This is a genomic window from Armatimonadota bacterium (genome assembly GCA_029907255.1).
Taxonomy (GTDB): domain Bacteria; phylum Armatimonadota; class UBA5829; order DTJY01; family DTJY01; genus JAIMAU01.
Genome location: JARYMF010000001.1, coordinates 135,170 through 155,989 on the forward strand (window position 1 = coordinate 135,170; position 20,820 = coordinate 155,989).

13 protein-coding genes are annotated in these 20,820 nt (G+C 45.4%); 9 read left to right on the plus strand and 4 right to left on the minus strand.

What is annotated here, in order from left to right; genetic code table 11:
- The first annotated feature begins 6 nt into the window (after nucleotides 1–6).
- Genes QHH26_00555 through QHH26_00580 form a run of 6 tightly spaced genes read left to right on the plus strand, consistent with a single transcriptional unit; the run spans nucleotide 7 to nucleotide 10,137 of the window.
- Nucleotides 7–1,128, plus strand: a complete 1,122-nt coding sequence (locus tag QHH26_00555; protein MDH7480446.1) for a hypothetical protein — start codon at nucleotides 7–9, stop codon at nucleotides 1,126–1,128.
- A complete protein-coding gene (locus QHH26_00560; GenBank protein ID MDH7480447.1) occupies nucleotides 1,125–2,918 on the plus strand; it encodes a hypothetical protein in 1,794 nt (597 codons plus the stop codon). Before QHH26_00555 ends, QHH26_00560 begins: the two co-directional genes overlap by 4 nt.
- 3 nt (nucleotides 2,919–2,921) lie before the next feature.
- The gene (locus QHH26_00565) at nucleotides 2,922–4,706 is read left to right on the plus strand and encodes a hypothetical protein (protein MDH7480448.1); all 1,785 of its coding nucleotides are present in this window, start codon (nucleotides 2,922–2,924) and stop codon (nucleotides 4,704–4,706) included.
- Nucleotides 4,707–4,749: 43 nt separating this feature from the next.
- Nucleotides 4,750–6,636 carry a hypothetical protein gene (locus QHH26_00570; GenBank protein MDH7480449.1) on the plus strand — a complete coding sequence of 629 codons (1,887 nt, stop codon included), beginning with the start codon at nucleotides 4,750–4,752 and terminating at the stop codon, nucleotides 6,634–6,636.
- Between the two features lie 37 nt (nucleotides 6,637–6,673).
- On the plus strand, nucleotides 6,674–8,773 hold the full coding sequence (locus QHH26_00575) for a hypothetical protein (protein MDH7480450.1): 2,100 nt from the start codon (nucleotides 6,674–6,676) through the stop codon (nucleotides 8,771–8,773).
- Nucleotides 8,770–10,137 carry a hypothetical protein gene (locus QHH26_00580; protein ID MDH7480451.1) on the plus strand — a complete coding sequence of 456 codons (1,368 nt, stop codon included), beginning with the start codon at nucleotides 8,770–8,772 and terminating at the stop codon, nucleotides 10,135–10,137. Before QHH26_00575 ends, QHH26_00580 begins: the two co-directional genes overlap by 4 nt.
- Before the next feature lie 123 nt (nucleotides 10,138–10,260).
- On the opposite strand, the gene hypE is transcribed toward QHH26_00580, so the two are convergent.
- The 4 genes from hypE to hypF are packed head-to-tail and all read right to left on the minus strand — an operon-like array spanning nucleotide 10,261 to nucleotide 14,856.
- On the minus strand, nucleotides 10,261–11,274 hold the full coding sequence (hypE, locus tag QHH26_00585) for a hydrogenase expression/formation protein HypE (protein MDH7480452.1): 1,014 nt from the start codon (nucleotides 11,272–11,274) through the stop codon (nucleotides 10,261–10,263).
- Complete coding sequence (hypD, locus tag QHH26_00590) at nucleotides 11,271–12,356, minus strand: hydrogenase formation protein HypD (GenBank protein MDH7480453.1); 1,086 nt, start codon at nucleotides 12,354–12,356, stop codon at nucleotides 11,271–11,273. The genes hypE and hypD overlap by 4 nt, the downstream gene beginning before the upstream one ends.
- Nucleotides 12,353–12,565, minus strand: a complete 213-nt coding sequence (locus QHH26_00595; GenBank protein ID MDH7480454.1) for a HypC/HybG/HupF family hydrogenase formation chaperone — start codon at nucleotides 12,563–12,565, stop codon at nucleotides 12,353–12,355. Before QHH26_00595 ends, hypD begins: the two co-directional genes overlap by 4 nt.
- On the minus strand, nucleotides 12,556–14,856 hold the full coding sequence (hypF, locus tag QHH26_00600) for a carbamoyltransferase HypF (GenBank protein ID MDH7480455.1): 2,301 nt from the start codon (nucleotides 14,854–14,856) through the stop codon (nucleotides 12,556–12,558). Before hypF ends, QHH26_00595 begins: the two co-directional genes overlap by 10 nt.
- Nucleotides 14,857–15,022: 166 nt before the next feature.
- On the opposite strand from hypF, the gene QHH26_00605 reads away from it, so the two are divergent.
- The 3 genes from QHH26_00605 (at nucleotide 15,023) to QHH26_00615 (ending at nucleotide 20,803) form a co-directional block, all read left to right on the plus strand.
- Nucleotides 15,023–17,320 carry a PAS domain S-box protein gene (locus QHH26_00605; GenBank protein ID MDH7480456.1) on the plus strand — a complete coding sequence of 766 codons (2,298 nt, stop codon included), beginning with the start codon at nucleotides 15,023–15,025 and terminating at the stop codon, nucleotides 17,318–17,320.
- Nucleotides 17,321–17,465: 145 nt separating this feature from the next.
- Nucleotides 17,466–18,587, plus strand: a complete 1,122-nt coding sequence (locus tag QHH26_00610) for a glycosyltransferase family 4 protein (GenBank protein MDH7480457.1) — start codon at nucleotides 17,466–17,468, stop codon at nucleotides 18,585–18,587.
- Complete coding sequence (locus tag QHH26_00615) at nucleotides 18,584–20,803, plus strand: hypothetical protein (protein ID MDH7480458.1); 2,220 nt, start codon at nucleotides 18,584–18,586, stop codon at nucleotides 20,801–20,803. The genes QHH26_00610 and QHH26_00615 overlap by 4 nt, the downstream gene beginning before the upstream one ends.
- The last annotated feature ends 17 nt before the right edge of the window (nucleotides 20,804–20,820 follow it).

A 20,820-nucleotide genomic window follows, 5' to 3' on the forward strand; every position in this document is an offset into this window, starting at 1 on the left:
TGTTCGGTGGCAGTTCCACTTCTTGGGAGGCCGCAAGAAATTGAGGGAGTTCGAATCTACCCAGATAGTGTGAATCCCTCAATCTTTTATTATGCGCCGGGGAAGTTGTTAATACCCGTTGATGCGAATGGAGCACCCGAGATTAGCTTTCTGCAAATGCGGTATATGGGCACTAGTGTTTCGGGCGACAAAGGGGAGTTCCGCACCCAAAGCATTCTCAGCTTTCGAGTCAAGATGGCGTCAATCGAAGCAAAAAGAATTGCGTTGGTGAAGGCAAAGCTAAGAACTCAAGGCGCTTCTGTGCCAAATCTTCGACCACTGCCAATTCGCAAAGTAGAAACCCTGCTAAACTATACTCGTTTAGTTGACCAACCTCGCGAAGAGCTTGCTTCAGATTCTAAACCCTCAGTTATTGGGGCTGGTTCGTTGGAAAATGTCGAAGGCACGGCTCCTAGGGAGGGTTATTGGAGCGAGCGCTTTTTTACAATAGCTCCTGATGATTTGACTAGCCAAGCCCTTGGGGATGCATTGCAGGCGGGAAGAGTGATACTGAGCCTGTCTTATGCTTTTTATGCTGAAGGCATCGCTTCGGAACAAGAAACCGCGCAGGTTGAGGGAAATGTTGACATTAATCACGATGAAGAATCAAGGGAGGCTGAGAAGCCAAAGCCCAACCCCTACGTAGTTTTAGCAGATACGGTGTCGGTAACCATTGACGCTGTGAAATACCCAAACATATTCAAGCAGATTGATATCAACGAAAGCGTGCCAGCTAATTATGCAGCACTCTCTGTTTATTGCTATGATTTCAATAATTCGCTTCGCCCTGACCTCTTTGAGAAAATAGTTGAAATCCAAGCGAAATCTATTACAGGAAAGCCGTTAACCGCTACGGTAACTTTCTCAAAATCAACTCCAGATATATATTCTGCCACAGTTCGCTTTAAATTTGCTGTTTCCCTAAAGGAACCTTATGCCTACAGGATTCGCGAGATTACAATGAGCGGCGAAGAGAAAATCAAACCTTGGCAACCTGGCAAGCCATGGTCACAGATGTTAGACGTTACGACGCCTTCGGAAGAACTACCAAAGCCTTCCGAGAGTTCAAGTTTAGGAGACGAACAATGACAAAAATCCATACACTTTGCCTTGTGGTAGCTGTATTAGTGATTGTTAGTAGTTCTGGTTATGCCTTGGTAAAAATGGACGAAGGCAGAATGATGATTAATGGGGTTCAATTACTTCAGGACTATGCCGATCCAAAGTCATACTATTATGTGCCTACTTATCCCCGAATTGCCGTGAATGAGGATGGGACGCTAGCCTTTCTGTGTCTAAAGTATGTTGACCCGGCAGGCAAGACAGGGGGCGGCCTTTTTCATGCATTGGTCGAGTTTACCCTGCCGGCCGAAGTGGTCGCTGAACTCGATAAAGAGCTGAAGAAAAACATCCCGGACGCGAGAATTGTGGGTCCTGTCCCGCTAATGCAGGCAGAACCTGCTGAGGGAGAGGATGAACCAGGTAGCTTCGAAGTGGTATCGGCGGTGTTGAGCGATGTAGGCGGTTTTACTCGAAAGGTAGTTACAAGTGGAAAAGCTCCCATCACGCCTGGCAGCCGTGCGGCTGTAGCGGCAGTTTTAAATCAGCAAGGTGCCACTCTTTTGTGGGATTCTTTATCCGGCCCCACATCAGATGTCTCGATTGGCATTAATGCATACTACGAGGCGGCAGTAGTAGGCTTTGACGCTCGTGTTACAGCTGACGTTACTACCGTCTATAACCACTTCTCCAAGGTAATCAACGTCCAGCAAGATTACACCCGGCGGCAAATTCGCGATATTGTTGATGAACTTCGACGGAACGGCACCATAAAAGTTGAGGTGCTTGATAGGACAAAGGCTTTGGACCTTAAGGCTGGGGATCTTCAGGCGTTAGTTGATACGATTACAAACAAAATTATTGAACTAATGTTTGATGCAAAAACTGGATTCTCGGCAGATCCGCCGCGTGAAGTTGCTGTAGAGCAGAGCCAAATTGCAGGTCGTCAATCGAAGGGGTGGCTTGCAAGGCTTTTCACAGGAACGGGTGACCAGAAATATTATACGGACAATCAATATGTGATGAAGAAACGTGAGGATATTCGTCAAAATACCTTTTCAGTAATCCTTACAAAGAACTCCACTGTGAAAGTGCCCGTCAATACAGCCGGCAATATTAGAGGACTCTATGATGCATTAAAAGACGACCCCCGGTATTTCCGCGTTATAAACCTCGGAGACCCAGCTTTCGAGTTCCGAACAATTTACTTTCAGGTTGATGGCGACTATGCAAGTAGTTTCAGTGACGCCATCAATTTTGTTGCGGTGAATGTAAGAAAGAAACTAGGTGACAATCCTGAGTTTACAAGCACTTTGCGTTTTAGTCATGAAAACGTTAAGGATGGAAAGCTAGTGCAAGAGGTAACATATCCTCGGTTAGGGGAAAAAGATGCAAGCTGGCTTGATTATGAATATCAAGTTATGTGGAGTGTGCGAAATCGCGATACCATAAGCATTCCATCTGATCCAACTAAGTGGTTAAAAGCCAACGACCCGGCAATTAGCTTGGTACCACCATTCGATAAGCAACTTATCGAAGTAGATGCCGACCGCGGTTTATTCAACGATAAAGGCGTTATTAGCGCGAATCTGGTTTTCGAATATCTTGTTCTTGGCGAGCCAAAGAGAACAAGGGTTACTCTTCGAGCAAGAGATACCGAGAGTACTTCGCAAGTCACCCTGTATTTGGATCAGGGGTCAAAAGTCAAGGCCAAAGTAACCTGGTACTTCAAAGATGGTGGGAAGGTTGTGCAGGATCTCGGCGAAACAAAAGAAACCTACTTTGTGCTTATTCCGCCTTCGCAGGAGGCCCAAAGTTAGAATATGGGAAAAGTTAAAGTTTTCGGCACTTCCAATTATGTTTTTAGACGCCTTTTTTTATTGGTTTATCTGGTTGTTATTTTTGCAATTACTACAACCGCATGCCATGCCCAGCAAATACTAATTGATAGGGCGGTTCGAGTAGCTGGATTATGGTGCTTTCCACTCGTTACGAATCCGAAGGAATATCTTTATATCCCAGCCGATGGTCGCTTAAGCACTGACACCAATGGTGGACCGGAATTTAGCTTCATGCGCTATGTCGAAAACGTAAAGTCGGGTTCAGAGGACTCAACCACAATCACCGAAGCAGCAGGCGGCGGCGTTCTTCATTTCCTTGCAGAATACGGAACTTCAAAAGAACAAGTTTTGAAAGCGGAGGCTGAGCTTAGGAAGCTTCTTGATGATGAAGAAGTCAGGCTGAGAGGACCGGTAATATTCACCTCCGGCCGATACGCAATAATTTCTTCTTTAGCAATGGTTGATGTGCCGGATGGCGAAAATAACGCAAAGCGGAAAATGATTGCAACAGGAAACGCTCCAGTTCTTGAGGGGAACAAAATAGCGGTTTCGTTCAACTTGGATAAGCAAAGTGCTCAAATACTCTACAACAGCTTTCAGATGGCTAACCCCGATGTTTCAGTTGTTTTTGAAATGCAATTTGAGGGTCTCAGCGACGCATATGACGCCACGGTTGATATTGATTGGAGCGAGGTGCAGAAGGATCAGCAATTCAAAGCGGGAGCGAAAGTCTATTGTATTGGTGCCGAAGTAGACCTCGCTTTCCAGCGTCTGATGCGAAACAATGCAATTAAGTTGATTAGCAAAGGAGAACATGCCCCAACTGAGGCACTACTGAATACTGTTTACAGCAAACTGCTTGATCTACTTTTTACAAGAGTCGAAGAGCCGCCTCCGCCTTCTCAACAGGAAAATGCTCTTGATTCGTTGATGAAGCTAATCACAGGTGGGTCAAGCAGTGGTTCTTCTTATTTCTCGCTAACAGGTTCATACAGGCTGAAAGAGATATCTTCAAGCGGTCATACTGTGCTCAATTTCAGCCACCAAGCAGTGTCAAAGCGAACAGCGCTGATTAGTTTTAACATAGGTGATCTCTACAAGAAATACGGCGGGAATGAAAAATACTTCAAAGCAGTCAATCTAGCCGACCCAATGTTTTCCCAGAGAGAGGTGTTTGTTAGCGTTGATGGTAGCCTCCTTGATGACTTTGACAAGTATATTAACAACGTTACTGTGACAATCGAGAAGCAACATGAAAACGGCAACTCTACGGTGGGGGAGGTAGTAGTAGATAGGAATACATTCGCACAGAAGGCAAACAAATTCTCGGTTGTATACGGCTGGAACGGCGATAATGATAGAGCTAAGTGGCTTGAATACCAGTATCGCGTAAAGTGGAGTTTTCGTGATGGCGCAACGCTGGAAGATGAATGGCGCAAAACAAGTTCTCCTATGATAAATGTCGTGCCTCCTTATGAAAGGCGTGAGATATTAATTGAAGGCGATGTGCAAGCAATGAGGGACACAGGGGTTAAGTACTGTGTAGTTAAGTTGATATACGACTTTTTTGGCAAACCGAAGAGTAGGCAACTGTTAATTAGGGTCAAGAACGAGCCGATTGAGGAAAGGATTGCGGTAATCCAACCTAAAGGGGAATATCGCTATGATTATGAGGTTAGGTGGGGGTTAAACGACGGAAGTGAAGTAACAAAGCCACTGACAGCCGATACTAGCGGCATTATATTTGTAGACGAGTTGCCGAAATAGAGCGATTGCTCTGATATAGTCCACAAGGAAAGGATGGAAAACAATGAGCAAAACAAAGATTCTGTTTGCAGGGCTTATTACAGTTTTGGTTATTTTGATTGTTGCATTGCAGTGTTCCGCAGGGATGATGTACGAAGGGCGAAAAACTGTAACCCTTTCGGACGGAACAGCGGTAACACTGCTACAATCGGAGTCTTCAACTCAAATGAAACCGCAGTACTACTACTTGCCAACGAACTTGCATCTTGCAACAAAGGAAGATGGCACGCCCCAATTTCTATTTTTAAAGTTTACAACAGAACAAAGGGAGGAAGCAGGGGGAATAAGCGGCGGGCTTCTACACTTCCTAATGGAATTTGGCCTTACGAAAGACCAGGAAGCAGAGCTCTTGAGGCTTGTTAGGGAGAAAGAACCAAAGGCGGAAATACTAGGTGCGGCACCTGTTGTGCCTGATGGTGAAACAAGTACTTTTCAGATTACATCTGCAACACTGACAGATCAGGGTTTGACGAAATCTCTCATAACATCGGGCAAAGCGCCACTTATGCCTGGGCAGAGGGTGGCTGCGGCAGCGAGGCTCACCGCAAATGGCGCGCAATTGCTAGATGCAACATTCCAAAAATCGCGAAGTATAACCGACATATCGCTTTCATTCAACCTAGCATACTATACCATGATGCCTGCTGTTGAAGGGACAATCTATTTCCATTGGTCAAAGCTCCAGCAACAAGCAGACAGTCTCGCGGTTGAATACGAGCACAAATACAAGCGAAAGTGTTTCCTATTTTGGTGCAGTGATAGCAATCATAAATATACTTACAATGAAACCCGCCAAATGTTTGATTTTTTATGCGAAAAAGAAATTATAGTCATGAATTTCAAGGAAAAGATCTCCGATGAGCGTACGGCAAAAATCCGCGATGCGTTCTTCCAATTTTTCCTCAACAGCTTTGCAGAAAGTGAGCAAGTAAGCCCAGAAGAAATGCTGAATGAAGAGGATAGAGACAAGTCGGGCGACAGTGACCCGAAAGCACCAGCGGTACGCGGTGACAGCTATAGGATGAGTCATTACAAGTTTGCAAAATCGGAACAAATGAAGGACCGCTTCTGGTACCTTAAATACAGCCTTCCTTATCGTGAAACTTTGCAGCTGACGGCAAATCTTGCTGAGTGGTATGACGGCGTTAGGAATAATCCAAAGTGTGTTGCTGCAGTAAACTTGAACGATCCTTTCTTCACGCACAGAGACATAAAATTCATTCTCGACCTTGATGCCAAAGAGATTTTTGATGAGGCTGTTAATTATGTGACCGTTAATGTTCGGAAAAAGAGAACAAGCGGTCGGGACTTTGAAGACCATGTAACCATTGATGCAAATTATCTTAAAAACAATGGTGTAACAGCTTCTGTTACATACGCCCGTGGGGATGATTCCAATCCCGATGTATACGAATACCAAGCGCAATGGAGTCTCAAGGGCGGCAACATCTATCCTGCAAACCCACAATGGGTGCAAGGAAGCTGGGAAGGTGTTACTCTCACGCCGCCTGTCCGCCCTATAACTATTGAGTTCGAGGGCGATTTGGATGCATTGAAGGAGAAAGATATTACCAGGTGTACGGCTCAATTGCACTATTATCAATTTGGTAAAGAAGTTGAAACCAACATCCATTTATCGCCGGCAAAGAAAGAGCCACTGGTTTCTGCGAAGATATTCATGGACCGCGACAAGAAAAACTACGCTTATAGGCTTATCTTCAACCACAAGACAGCCGGAAAGCTAGTGTGCCCATGGGTGGCAAACGTCAGTGATGAGTATATCTATGCCACAATACCGGATGACCTGTTAATCACGGAGCTTTACAAAAAGAGAGCAGAAAGTCTTGTTACAGGGGCAATTGAGCGAGTTTTAGAGAAGCTTGGAATGTAAGAATGTCCCCCTGGGAACCTGGAAGGAGTTGAGGTATATGAGAGTAATATTTCGTATTGTTCCAATTCTAGTTGGCGTATTTGGGGCTTTTGGGTTTGGCTGTGGGCAGGAGATTCTCCTAGATAAGAGCGTGAAAGCAGGTCAGTTGACCTTATTTCAGGATTTCAACGATCCTAAAACCTATTACTATGTACCGGACAAAGCGCGTTTGGCTGTGGGCGACGATGGCAAGCCGCAGTTTAGCTTTATTAAGTTTGTAAAAAACGTTGCAGGCATTCCCGGCGGAACTGAAGCAGAAGAAGGTGAAGGCGGTGGAATTCTTCACTGCTTGGTACAACTTGGGGCAACCGAGGAGCAGCTTGCAGAGGCAAAAGCCGAGCTAAGGCGTAAAATCCCAGGCGCCAATATAGCAGGACCGGTCATATTCAAGTCCGGAAAGTTTGGCATAGTCTCAAGCTTTCAACAAGAAAATGGGGATTGGACAACCAAGGTACTTGGGCTAGGCAACGCACCCATACTTGATGGTGAAAAAGCGGCAGTCAGTATTAGGCTTACCAAACTGGGGGCAACATTGCTCTGGGAAAGTTTCAAAACGGCTACTCCAGACATTAGCTTTACCTTTGAGATGGAGTTGGCAGGCTACCGGAATCCTTACGACGCAACACTGGAGGCTGAATGGGAGAAAATATATAGCCACAGAGAGTTCTCAGCAGCCTTCGCTAGCAGTTACCTAGGCTTTCAAATCCGCGATGCCTTTGACGAATTAAGGGATACTGGTGCTATCAAACTTGTGGTCAAAGGCGAAGATGCTAGGATGGATACGCTAGTCGGAATGGCTTACGGTAAGATTTGTGAGGCAATGTTCGACAAGATTCAAGAAAGCGCATCGGAGCAGGGGAGTGCGACCAGATTGCTTGACAAGGCTTCAGAATTTCTCAGAACTCAACGGCAACAGTCTCGGAGTTCGGGCGCAAATCTGCTTCCCAATAAAATTGATTGGATTCGAACAATGATTGCTGCTAGGGCGGACAAGTGGAACGGCATTGGAGATGAAGGTGGGCAACGTTCGCAACAGGGCCAGTCGTCTCCCGAGAGTGAACAAGTGTCTTCAGAAACGTCTGAAGCAGGTTCTGCAAGTGAGCAAGCTACTTCTACTGCAACTTCTTCCGATGAGCAAGAGCCCGCTCGTCCACCAGGGCCGTTTAGGCCACACCAAAGCCAAGACCTAAGGGGAAAGCGACCTGTGCCAGTATCAGATAGGGAGACGCAAAACGGTCAGTCAGCGCGAAGCTCACAACAAAGTGAGCCTTCTTTCTCGTTGATTGCCTCCTATACTATGAAGAAGGTTCGCAGAACTGGCAAGTTCCAAATGAGTTTTAAAAAATACATGTCCGATACTCTACAGCTTAGATTTGACGAAAACATTGGGAACCTTTCCAAACTTATGAATGACCGCAAACATTTTTTTGAAGTAAACCTTGACGATCCTGTCTTTAAGCAGCGTGAGATAAGCGTCTATTTGGATGGCCAAAACGCCTCCGATTTCGCAAATTATGTAAATTATGTTGCTGTGAGGTTGCGAAAAATCCACGAAGGAGGCGCTCAGACTAACGACGAGATTCGCATTGACCGCACAAATTTCAACCAGAATGGCAATTACTTTAGGCTCATGTATGGTTGGAAGGACGACAAGGACCGCGACAAGTGGATGGATTATGAGTATAACACAGTTTGGAGTTTCCACGGGGGCAAGGAGGTAGACATGGGGTGGCGAAAGTCCAGTAATTTTGCCATTACAGTTACACCTCCTTATCTTAAGCGGACGATACATTTGGAAGCAGACCCAAATATAATTCAACAGACAGGGGTTAGGCTAATCACAGTCAAGTTGTTCTATAAGCTTGGCGATGTCGAACAAGTAAAGCAAGCAACGCTTAATCCGGCGAGTGGCCAGCTTTCGCAAACTCTCGAATACATTCGCCCCGCGGACCAGCTTCAGTATAGCTATGAGATAACTTGGCGGCTTAGGGGTGGCCAAACGATAACTTCAGGCCGCAAGAGCGCTACCGACGACTTTATATTCTGCGATGAATTGCCCACCCAAGCAGCTGCACAAAGGAGTGGAGGCATATCATGAAAAAACACATGCCAACAGTTTCAAGGGTTCTTTTCGCCGCCTGCTTAATTGTGGTATTTGCGAATGGTGTGCAGGCTGCTGATGTGGAATACATAAAGAGCAAACTCGATTTCCGTTTTGTTGCAAACCCGAATTCAACTACGGGGACTGCGCAGCGTATCAACGTTCAGCAGGTGTTGGATGGAAGCGGATCGGGCGCACCTTATACTGGCCAATCTTGTGATAAGTTTAGGAAAATAATAAAAGCGGCTTGCGGAGGCACCGTGCCAGGGGCGGATTGCAATCATTTTAGGAATATTATCGAGAGGCTTCTGCGTATTACGGAAAAGACTGTTACCATTTATTTCATTGACGATTTGAATACTTCGATTACAAACACAAGCCCCACATGGTATGATGCTTGCCTGGATAGTGGTCATGCTTGGCCTTGTTCGTATGCAGGCACGGATACCACCCCAGCCAGCATAACTTTCGGTTCATATTGGTTAAATGACACCTCGCAATTTCCGGACTTTAACTCGATTCTTGCGACTTTTTGCCATGAATTGATGCATGCTCAGGATTTGTCGGAAGATCGCACACATATGTATGGCAACTACTATTATGGTGCAGATGAAAATCATTATTTCATCGAAGCTATCCCCGACATGTCAATGACCTACAAAGAAGGCATAGCAAATATGGTTGGCTTCTATTTTTATGGTAGGTGGGCTGAGCAAGCGATTTCATGGTTCACTAGAAATGGGTTTATAATAGTCGAAAAGACTGTCCCACCTGGTTATTCATCCAACCTGTTTTTGTATTCTATGTTGAAGCAAGCTGGCGTACCTGAGATAACTAGCGGGGCAGATTTTGAGTACTTTAAAAAGTTATATGGTTCAAGCGTGGCTAGCACCTATGGGATATTCAGGATTAGAAGTCTACCTGCAGATATAATTAAGCAAAATGAGAGAATTATTGCTTTAATCCTATACAATCACGGCTTGTATACCAGTTTTGACGATGTGTTTGAGGCAATTCAGCAAGTAAATCCAAGCTTATATCGGACCTGCGACAGTGCATTTGCTCGTCTAGTTGAAGCACTGTGTAGTCAGCGAGCATCTCCCCAGGTTGAATCATCCCCGGATGAGTATCTCTTGACCCTGGCGTTATGTGATTATTTTACTTGTTTCAAATCGCAGACGCAAAACGAGTTTGCTAGCGTGTTTGAAAATATGTTGGATTCCCAGCTTATCCAGGCATATTGGGAGAAGCGGGACCAGATTAAAGCGGCCGTGGATATCAATCATCCTGCCCCAGGCGATATATTTCATATGTCGGAGGCGCTAGGTATTACAAGTACCCACAGCCGTACCGCGCCCTAAGCTTTCTTCTGCTGTTAAAAGATATAAGGTGGATTTTCGATAATTGATTGCTGTTTAAGCCGGTAATTACTGCGGCTAATAAATGGCTGACTTTGCTGCGCAGCCTAATATTATTGCTGACTGTCAACAAATTCTTGGTAAGATGTCTCCCGAGGGAATGTCGAGGATGCGTAGAGTTCCCATTGGGGTTCGAAGGTGGACACGCCCGGTTGGGGAAGATTTAACGCAGCCGATGATTTTAGCATGCTTGCCATGAGGGTGGGCTTTCATCGTTTTTAATACTGCCTCTGCATCATTTTCAGGGACAATAGCAACAATTTTGCCTTCGTTCGCAACATGTAGGGGATCAATCCCGAGAAGCTCACAAGCTACCCGAACGTCTTCGTTTATCGGAATTGCCGATTCCTCGATTTCGATACAAACACCCGACTGAACAGCAAGTTCATTTAGGGCAGCCGCCAGTCCGCCACGTGTTGGGTCGCGAAGACAGTGGATGTCAGGCGCTGTTTCTAGCATGGAAGACACCAACCCCCAGAGTGGCGCACAATCGCTCTGGATGTTTGTAGAAAACTCGATTCCCTCTCTTGCCAGCATTACAGCCATGCCATGTTCGCCGATTGTTCCACTGATTAGAACTATGTCGCCTGGTTTTGCGCGGTTGGGCGCTGGAGGTTTTTGGTTTGCTGACAGATAACCGATGCCCGATGTGGTTATAAACATCTTGTCTGCCGAGCCGTGAGGTACAACTTTTGTATCGCCTGCAACTATTGGGATGCCGAGTTCGCCCGCCACTGCCCCCATTGAGGCCACAACTTGCTCCAAAGTTTCCAACTTCAGACCTTCCTCGAGAATGAAGGCGGTGCTCAAGGCTATGGGGCGCGCTCCTACTGCCGCAAGATCATTTACGGTGCCGCAAACGGCTAGCTTCCCAATGTCACCGCCAGGAAAGAAAAGAGGGTCAACTACAAAAGAATCGGTTGTAAACGCAAGTTGGCCTGGCCTTGCATTTAAGATTGCCGAGTCGCCTAGGTTATTGAGCACCGGGTTATCAAAGTATTGGAGAAACAAACTTTGAATAAGTTCTGCGCTTTTTTTGCCACCTGCCCCGTGGGCTAAAAGAATCATGTTGTCGTTCATCTTGTTGCGTACCTATATTCCGCTGAGCATGCGCCCTCAGTTGAGACCATGCAAGGGCCTAGAGGGTGCTCTGGTGTACATTTCTTGCCGAATGCTTGGCATTCGGAAGGGGTTTTCAATCCTTTAAGTATTGAGCCGCACTCGCAGGCTTTGTTTTCTATAGGCTGGGGGATTTGATTATTGATAAACCTTGATGCATCGAACTCTGAAAACTCATCTCGGAGTTGAAGGCCGCTTTCAGGAATAATCCCCAATCCTCGCCATTCAGAATCGTCCGGCTCGAAAACTTCTCTGAGACACTTAATCGCCGCTGGGTTGCCCTCTTGCGTTACTACTCTTGAGTATTGAACTTCCACCTCAGCTTGTCCCTCAATTATTTGCCTTGTCAACATGAAAATTGACTGAAGGATATCGAGCGGTTCGAAGCCAGAGATTACGCATGGAATGCCATATTTGCTGGTGATGGGTTCGTAGGCTGCACTTCCGATGATTGCACTCACATGACCCGGACAAATGAATCCATCGATAGCAACTTCTGGGTCGCATGCGAGAGCCACCATTGCTGGCGGTATCAACTTATGCGCTGATAGGATGCTAAAGTTGTTCAGTCTAAGTTCCTTAGCTTCCAGAACAGCAAGTGCTACTGCAGGGATTGTCGTCTCGAAGCCAACACCAAAGAATACCACTTGCTTTTCGGGATTCTCGCGGGCAATTATGACAGAATCGAGCGGAGAATATACTACTCGAACATCAATTCCACGTGCGCGCTCAGCTTCAAGCGTTGTTCGGCTACCCGGAACTTTAATCATGTCCCCAAAGGTTGCCAAGATAACATTGGGGGCACGACCTAGCTCGATGAAGCAGTCGATTAGTGCTTGCGGAGTAACGCACACGGGGCATCCAGGACCGGAAATCAGTTTAATATTCGGAGGTAAGAGATTTCTAATTCCAAACCTGGCGATTGCCATTGTATGGGTGCCGCAGACTTCCATAAGCGTTAGAGGCCTTATGGCAATTCTGTTGATGTTTTCTACTATAGTTCGAGCTAATGTAAAATCCCGAAATTCGTCAACGTATCTCATTTGTTCAACGTCCTAATTACCTTGAGTGTTTCTTCGGCTTCCTCTGCTTTTAGTCGCTCTATCGCAATTCCAGCGTGTATTAGGACGTAGTCGCCTACTTGAAGATTGGGTATAAAGTCAATTCTTACTCTGCGAGACACTCCTTCTTGCTCGACCACTGCCGTGTTTCCGCTTATCTCGGTAATTCTCATTGGTACTGCTAAGCACATTGGCAATTCCACCTTTCGGCTGCTACAACAGCCTGTCCAAGCGAGATGCCCCCATCATTGGGTGGGACAAGCGCATGGCAAAATACATCGAATCCTTGTTTTTCGAGTTTCTTTGTTGAAAGTCCAAGTAGCACCATATTTTGGAAGACTCCACCACTTAAAACAACGCGGTTTAGATTTGTGCAGTCACGCAGTTTAGTGCAAACTGTGCTTATGATTTCAGCGATAGTTGCATGAAAACGACTAGATATTATGCTAGATGGCGTTCCTTTTTCTATTTCAAATACTATCTGTTTAAGCATTTGCCGAACATCAATTTCAATGGTGTCCTCATTACCAATTATAAGCTCAAAGTTATACGGTTCGCTATTAGGGCTAGCCGTTGCCTCAAGCTCAATAGCCGCCTGGCCTTCGTAAGTAACCTCCGTGCATATTCCTAGAAGGGCCGAGACTGCATCGAAAAGCCTTCCCATGCTTGAGGTAAGCGGTGCGTTGAGATTTCTATCTATTTGCATTTTAACAACTTGCGCTTCTTTACATGTGAATGACGGCATTATTGTGGTAGCCACTTTTTCGCCGCTATCACCAAAGGTTTTTAAAAGGTATGCAGCCGCCATCCTGCAAGGTTTTTTGATTGCTGCCTCGCCGCCCGGAATGGGTATATATGCCAAATGAGCCGCCCGCTGAAAATTTTTGAAATCTGCAATTAGGAATTCGCTTCCCCATATCTGGCCATCCGTTCCGTATCCTGTGCCGTCGAAAGCGACTCCAATTACTTTGCCAGATATATTATTTTCCGCCATACAGCTTGCAATGTGAGCGTGGTGATGCTGAACCGCTATCTTTTTTCCGCATCGAAGCGACTCGGCAAATCTTGTAGAGTGATAGTCAGGATGTAAATCGTGAGCTATTATCTCTGGTTTGACATCAAAAAACTCACAAAAGTGCTTGACGACTGAATCATAGTGTTCGATTGTCTGCGCGTTTTCCAAATCGCCAAGGTGCTGGCTTAGAATTGCAAGTTCCCCTTTTGTGAGACAAAATGTGCTTTTGAGGTCACCTCCACATGCTAATATCATTGGCGTTTTAAAGTTTATTTTAATAGGTTGAGGAACGTAACCTCTTGCACGGCGGAGCAGCATAGGTTTATCACAAAATGCTCGCGCCACCGAATCATCGCAAGCCATGTGGATGGGACGGTTATGCATTAGGATATGGTCGGCGATATGACCCAGTCTGAGGTTGGCATCCTCATCCTTGTAAGCTATTGGTTCCTCGCTTAAGTTTCCACTAGTCATTACTAGCGTTGGGGGGCTTTGTGCGAGTAGAAGATGGTGGAGTGGAGTGTATGGAAGCATCACACCAAGCGTATTATTTCCTGGTGCAACTTCGGGTGATATCCCGTTATTTGTGCGCGCTTGCATGATTACAATTGGCCGTTCAAACGACAAAAGTAGCTTTTCGGAAATTGGGTCTACTTCGCAAATTCGGCGGACTTCATCGATATCAACGCACATTACTGCAAATGGTTTCTTTGCTCTTCCCTTGCGTTTTCTCAGCATGCCGACCGCTTTGGTATTTCTGGCATCGCAAGCCAAATGGAATCCTCCAAGACCCTTGATTGCAAGGATTTCTCCACGGCGAAGTATCTCGGCTGCTTTGGAGATGGCTTCTGAGTCGTTGGTATATTTATGACCGTCTATGATAAGGTGGGGTCCGCACACAGGACAGGCATTTGGCTGGGCGTGAAATCGCCGTTCGCTGGGGTTCTCATACTCGGCCAGGCAGTCTGGGCACATGTCGAAAGCCGCCATTGTTGTATTTTGCCGGTCGTAGGGTATTCGTTCAATTATTGTGAAACGAGGGCCGCAGTTTGTGCAATTCGTAAAAGGGTAGTGGTATCTTCGGTTAGCATGGTTTGAGATGTCTGCAAGGCAATCTGCACATGTAGCAACGTCTGGTGGGATGGTTGTTTGGGGTTCGGAGTTGCTCAGGCTGTGGCGAATAATGAATTCGCATTCACCAATAGGTTGCAGAGGTTCGGCAGAAACATCTGTAATTAAGGCAAGCGGTGGGGCGTTGGTTTTGACCGATTCCATAAATCCTCGGAGGTTGTCTTCGTTGCCTTCTGCTTCAATTAAAACGCCGTCATTCGTATTGCAAACCCAACCGGCTAAGCCATGCTTGCGCGCAAGATGATATATAAATGGTCGAAATCCAACCCCTTGGACGATACCCTTTACAGTAATTCTGAGCCTCTGCATTTGCGGATTTGTACTCTGGGTGTTCATTTGAGCTTTCTTAGCTGCCCATAAATTATAGCAAATATTAGTCATGTCGTCCTTAGGGCTTTCGGTTCATCTCAGCGGACAAATCAAGCATTTATGGTGTCAAAATTGGGTATATTTAATTATAAAGTCCGCCTGCGCAGACATTCTGAAATCGAGTTGTTCCCTTATGAGCGAGAAAAGTAACAAGTGCAAACTAGCCAATGTAGGTGACGTCATTAAGAATATTTGTTCTGAAGTTTTAATCAACAGCCCGATAAGCATTTGGATACTGGACAAAGAAGGTACGCTAATCTTTGAAAATAAGGCTTGCAGGCGACTTTTAGGAATTGAAAGCGATGAAGAAGTCGTTGGAAAATACAACATTTTCAAAGACAATGAGATCATTAGACAGGGCTTTGCGTCTAAAATTAGGCAAGTCTTTGAAGATGGTGGGTCCATTGAGTTTATAATAGAATACGACCTTGCTAGGGTTCGACACATTTCTCCTGTTCACCCAGGCCGCAAAATTCTCCGAATGTTTGTTTTTGCCATTAAGGATGCCGAAGATAAGGTTTGCAATGTTGTAGTCCAACATGAAGATTACACTTCAACCTGGCGGGCGACAAAGTCTCTTGAAGTCTCCGAAGCCCAATATCGCGAAGTCGTCGAAGGTGTTTCAGATTGGGTATGGGAAATCGACGTCGATGGACGAATCAAGTTTACCAATCCCGCTGTGGAACAAATATTAGGTTACAAGCCAAATGAAATAATAGGGCGCGTTGGTTTTGACTTTGTTATTCCTGCTGACCGGGAACATGTTGAGCAAATTTTTCTATCAGCCATTCGAGAAAATAGAGAAATTACAAGCGTTCAAACAAGATTTCTTCATAAAGATGGGTCGATTCGCTTTCTTGAGACGAATGCTAGGCCAATGTTTGATGAAAATGGCAAAGTAATTGGGTTGCGTGGAATTTCCCGAGCTATGACGGAGCGGAAGAAAGTCGAAGAGCAACTGAAATATAGGATGGAGCTTGAACGTGTCATTGTAGAGTTATCCACGAAGTTCATAAACCTTCCGCCTGAGGAGATTGACGCAGGTATCAACCGAGCTTTGGGAGTAATTGGTAGTTTTATTGGTGCTGACCGCAGTTTTGTATTCTTGATAAGCGAGGATGGCAAGACTGTAAGCAATGTGTATGAGTGGTGTGCTGAAGGGGTAGAGCCTACAATTCATCTTTTTCAGAATATGAGGATTGAGGATTACCCACTTATGAAAAAAGGATTGGCAGGGTATGAGCCGGTCATTATACCACGCGTTAGCGAAATGCCACCAGAGTATGCGAAAGAAAGGGAAGTGTTCGAATCAGAAGATGTCAAGTCATTTATTGCCTTACCCATGATATCTCAAGGTGTAAGCATTGGTTTTCTAGGTTTTGAGACTGTTAAGGAGGAAAAGACATGGTCTGAGGACTCGGTTGTGCTTCTTAAAATTTTGGGCGAAATACTGGCAAATGCGCTCGATCGGAAAAAGACCGAGGAAGCACTTATGGAAGCCGAGTCAAAGTATAGGAGTTTGGTTGAAGAATCGCTAGTTGGAGTTTACATAATCCAAAACGGAAAGTTAATATATGTAAATCCAAGGGCTGCAGAAATATTTGGTTATACCCCTGATGAAGTTATTGAAAAGAAAACCGCTTTGGACCTAACGGCTCCAGAGAGTAGGGCTCTCGTTGCAGAAAACATAAGCAAGCGAATAAGAGGCGAAGTGAAAAGCATCCACTACACATTTAAAGGCCTAAAAAAAGACGGGAGTATCATAGATGTTGAAGTATATGGGACGCGTACCACATTTAAAGGAAAGCCTGCGATTATCGGCACCTTGCTTGATATTACCGAGCGTGTAAAGGCAGAGGAGCGACGGCTTGAATTGGAGAGGCAGAAGAGGGAGTTCTACCGCAAAACTATTTTGGCAGCAACCCAAGGAAAACTTGTAATCTCGGAAAAGGAAGAGATTGAAAAGATTGCTGGAAAACCAATTGCATCGTGGGAAATAAAAAGTGGTAAGGATTTAGGAATAATTAGACATGAAGTGGCCAAATTGGCTGAGACTGAGGGGATGGACCAATCTCGAATTTATGACTTTGTTCTTTGTGTGGGTGAGTTGACAACCAATGCCCTCAAACATGCGGGTTCAGGTACAGCATCGCTCCATAGGTTAGATGATAGGCTAATGTTTGTGGTCGCTGATCGTGGCCCCGGCATAGAAGCATTAGTTCTCCCTGAAGTAGCGCTGGTAAAAGGATACTCAACTGCTGGGACGTTGGGAATGGGCTATAAAGCTGTTCTAACTGTTGCAGACAAAGTATATTTGGCTACTGGCCACGGCGGGACCACGGTTGCTGTTGAGATGAGCCTCCGACCTTCCGAACATCAACCAGCTATGGCTAATATTCCGAATTATTGGGCAAACTGCCACTCTCAATAAGTTCAACTGCTTTATTTGATAACTACCTTTCTGCTGAATAGGTTCTAAATTCCTCACAAAACTCTCCCCAGGAAATCGAGCTATCTTAAAGGTTAAGCTTATTCATGAAAGACAAAGGGTAATACCTGATATAATAGAGAAAGCTATGGGAAACGGAGAGCTCATGGGTGGAAGAAAAATCCGAATAGCCTATCTTGTCAGACCGACTGAGGGCGGAATTAAGGTACATCTTTTAACACTCTTATCGGGGCTCGATAGGTCGAAGTTTGAACCAATTGTTATTTGTCCACCTAGAATTTCCCTTTTTGCAGAAGTACAAGAGAAAGGAATCCCAGCGATACCATTGGACATAATCGGAGAGATAAGCATATCGAAGGATTTTTTTGCAATAATAAAACTTAGGCGGATTCTCCGAGATCTAAGGCCAGATATTCTTCACATGCATAGCTTTAAAGCAGGCCTAATCGGCCGATTAGCTGCGCTTTCTATCGCCCGGCGTCCGAAACTCATTCTAACGGAGCATGCTTTCATATTTGACGAGCGTACCACAAATCTCAAACGAGCTTTGATTGGTGGCATGGGGTGGTTCTTTTCCCGCTTCACTAATAAAATCATCACCGTTTCAAATGCGCTGAGGAATGAGTTGATTTCCCAACAGAAGATTGAACCTTCCAAGATTGTAACAATTTACAATGGCGTCACATTTGCCCCTGTCGAACGCAAAATAAAGAATGGAATGCTTGTGGGCACAGTATCACGGCTTGCACCTCAAAAAGGTGTTGACTACTTTATCCATGCGGCAGCGTTGATTGCCAAACAGTTTCCGGAGGCAAGGTTCTGTATAGTAGGGGACGGGCCTCAACGACAGTCTCTCGAGTTGCTTGCAGAGTCACTTCGCATACGGGATAAGATTGAATTTCTTGGTTTCCGCAGAGATGCGCTTGATATCGTGCGAACATTCGATGTCTTTGTCCTAGCTTCTACACGGGAGAGCTTTGGTCTGACCTTGGTCGAGGCACTGTCTCAAGAAATCCCTGTTGTTGCTTCTCGGACGGGTGGTATCGTGGAGATTGTTGATAATGAGATTAGCGGACTTCTTGCTGAGCCAGGGAATCCTCATGAAATTGCAAATCAAGTTTGTCGTCTGCTTGCAGACCCCAACCTAGCACGCCAACTTGCCGAAACGGGGTCAAGGCTGGTGCGTGAACGGTTCAGTAGCGAGGTTATGATCAAAGAAACGCAGAAATTGTATATGGAAATCCTATGAAAAGGCTAGTTTGGTTATCAATTATATTGCTATTTGCAAGTGTGCACCCAGCACAATCAGAGGGGAAAGCTGTCGTCCTTGTTACGTTCGAAGGACTGTCTTTAAACGACATGCTCCGATGGGATATTCCAGAGTTTAGGCAGTTGATTCGCATTGGCGCCATTGGGCTGATGAATAATAAAACAGCGGCGTGTCAAAACTTCGAGGATAACGCTGTCACCATTGGGGCAGGCACACGTGGAATGGGTTTCGAGCGTCCAACGATTGATGCCTTTTCAAAGTACGCAGCAAATGCAGATGAAAAACTGGGTGGCGAAACTGCCGCGACAATTTGGCAAAGGAACACTGGCTTTAGCCTCAAAGAGCCTGCAGCAGTACTCCAAACTAAAATAGCTGCTGTTATTGCCGCCAATTCTGGTCTCAATTATGATGTAATTCCCGGCATTCTCGGCGAACTTCTCTATAGCGCAGGTGTGAAAACGGCTGTTTACGGCAACTCCGACCGAGGCTCATCTCCATTCCGCCCAAGCGTAATGATTGCCATGAACAAGCGAGGTGTGGTTTCAACTGGGGACGTCAGCAAAAAAGTAACCAGCCGTGATGGGCATTGGCCGTTTGGAATGCGTACGAACTATGCGTATATTTTAAGTCGTGTTCGGGAGCTTAACGGAAATAAGTTCGTAGTTGTCGAGGCTGGTGATGGAGGGCGAGTTGAAGCAGCAGGCGCGGACCTCATGCCTAGCAGGTTTGAGTACTACAAGCGATTGGCAGCGGCTGAATGCGCCCATTTCCTCGTTGATTTAAACAAGTATCTAAAGGCCTCCACAGAGCGTTACCTTCTTATTTTTATTGTGCCAGCGCCTAATATGGACGCATATGCAAATGGTAACCGTTTGACTCCAATAATTATGGTTGGCACAGACGTGGCACCCGGAGTTGTTACTTCAAGCGTTACAAAAAGAGAAGGTTTGATAACGAATCTCGATATAGCTCCCACAGTTCTAAAGTTTTTTGGTATAAAACCGCACCCTAGTATGCTTGGACAGCCAATAGTTTCAATGCCTATTGCTGATTCCATTGGGCAAGTTAAACAGCTAAATGAAGAGACAACGCAAGTTTTTAATGGTCGAAGGCCAGTACTTCTTACCTATATAGCTATTGTCATTATCGTGACGGCGATGGGTATACTAGGAGTCATTTGGCAGAATCCCGGATTGCCAATATTGCGGTCAATACTTCATCCTTTGCGATTGAGATTTCTCATGCTTGCTTGTCTAATTTCTCCAGCAATTCTGCTGCTTGCGCCTGCATTTCATCTTTTCAAATTTTCAGTTGTTTTAGTCTATTTTGTGGTATCTTCTCTCATTTTGGCATTGGTATTAAGCCTAATTAGAGATTCTCGTACCGTCTTTGGAGTTACTGGGGTAGGGGTGGCCGCAGTTTTCATGTTCGATATGCTGGCAAAGTCACCGTTATCGAAGCATTCGATCTTTGGTTATGACCCTATTATAGGCCTCAGATTCTACGGCATTGGCAATGAATCCGTTGGCGTACTTATGGGTGCGCTTATTTTGGGTATTTTCTCCTTTCTTGACCGCCGAAAGTTTGTGGACTGGAAGTATATAGTGCCAATAGCATTGCTTTTTATGGCAGTAGTATTGGTGGTAGGTGCACCCAACTTTGGTACGAACTTTGGTGGAACGCTCGCGATGCTCGCTGGCTTTGGCTTTTCGATATTCCGAGCATATAGTTCTCGTTCCAGGCTTAGAATGGTTATTTTGGTTGTTGCGGTTGCTATCATATTGTTTGTGGGTGTCATAATTGCAAACGTAATGGTTGACTCTGAACATAAAACACACATTGGAAGGGCAATAACTCAATCAAAGGTTTTAGGTCCCCACATACTGGCAGAGTTAGCATTAAGGAAATGGGCAATGAACCTAAGATTGATTAAATACTCATTCTGGACCTACATGTTTTTCTGCCTAATCGTGGGAATGGTTATCCTGTTCATTAGACCTGTGGGCATCCTTAAGCGAACACTTCTCAAACACCCAATTATGAATGCTGCGTTTGCTGGGATGCTTGCAGGAGCAGTGGTAGGGATGGCTACGAATGATTCGGGAATCGTGATGGCGACGACAACCTTTTTATACATGGCGTTTCCTTTAATTTGGATGGTTAGAATGGAGTTGGAAGCTAGGCAAAATACATAGCGTCGTGCGAAAGTTTC

Excerpts from the sequence above, each read along its gene's own strand:
- QHH26_00560 (MDH7480447.1), top strand. The coding sequence starts at position 1,125 with ATGACAAAAATCCATACACTTTGCCTTGTGGTAGCTGTATTAGTGATT.
- QHH26_00565 (MDH7480448.1), top strand. The coding sequence starts at position 2,922 with ATGGGAAAAGTTAAAGTTTTCGGCACTTCCAATTATGTTTTTAGACGC.
- QHH26_00570 (MDH7480449.1), top strand. The coding sequence starts at position 4,750 with ATGAGCAAAACAAAGATTCTGTTTGCAGGGCTTATTACAGTTTTGGTT.
- QHH26_00575 (MDH7480450.1), top strand. The coding sequence starts at position 6,674 with ATGAGAGTAATATTTCGTATTGTTCCAATTCTAGTTGGCGTATTTGGG.
- QHH26_00580 (MDH7480451.1), top strand. The coding sequence starts at position 8,770 with ATGAAAAAACACATGCCAACAGTTTCAAGGGTTCTTTTCGCCGCCTGC.
- hypE (MDH7480452.1), bottom strand. The coding sequence starts at position 11,274 with ATGAACGACAACATGATTCTTTTAGCCCACGGGGCAGGTGGCAAAAAA.
- hypD (MDH7480453.1), bottom strand. The coding sequence starts at position 12,356 with ATGAGATACGTTGACGAATTTCGGGATTTTACATTAGCTCGAACTATA.
- QHH26_00595 (MDH7480454.1), bottom strand. The coding sequence starts at position 12,565 with ATGTGCTTAGCAGTACCAATGAGAATTACCGAGATAAGCGGAAACACG.
- hypF (MDH7480455.1), bottom strand. The coding sequence starts at position 14,856 with ATGAACACCCAGAGTACAAATCCGCAAATGCAGAGGCTCAGAATTACT.
- QHH26_00605 (MDH7480456.1), top strand. The coding sequence starts at position 15,023 with ATGAGCGAGAAAAGTAACAAGTGCAAACTAGCCAATGTAGGTGACGTC.
- QHH26_00610 (MDH7480457.1), top strand. The coding sequence starts at position 17,466 with ATGGGAAACGGAGAGCTCATGGGTGGAAGAAAAATCCGAATAGCCTAT.
- QHH26_00615 (MDH7480458.1), top strand. The coding sequence starts at position 18,584 with ATGAAAAGGCTAGTTTGGTTATCAATTATATTGCTATTTGCAAGTGTG.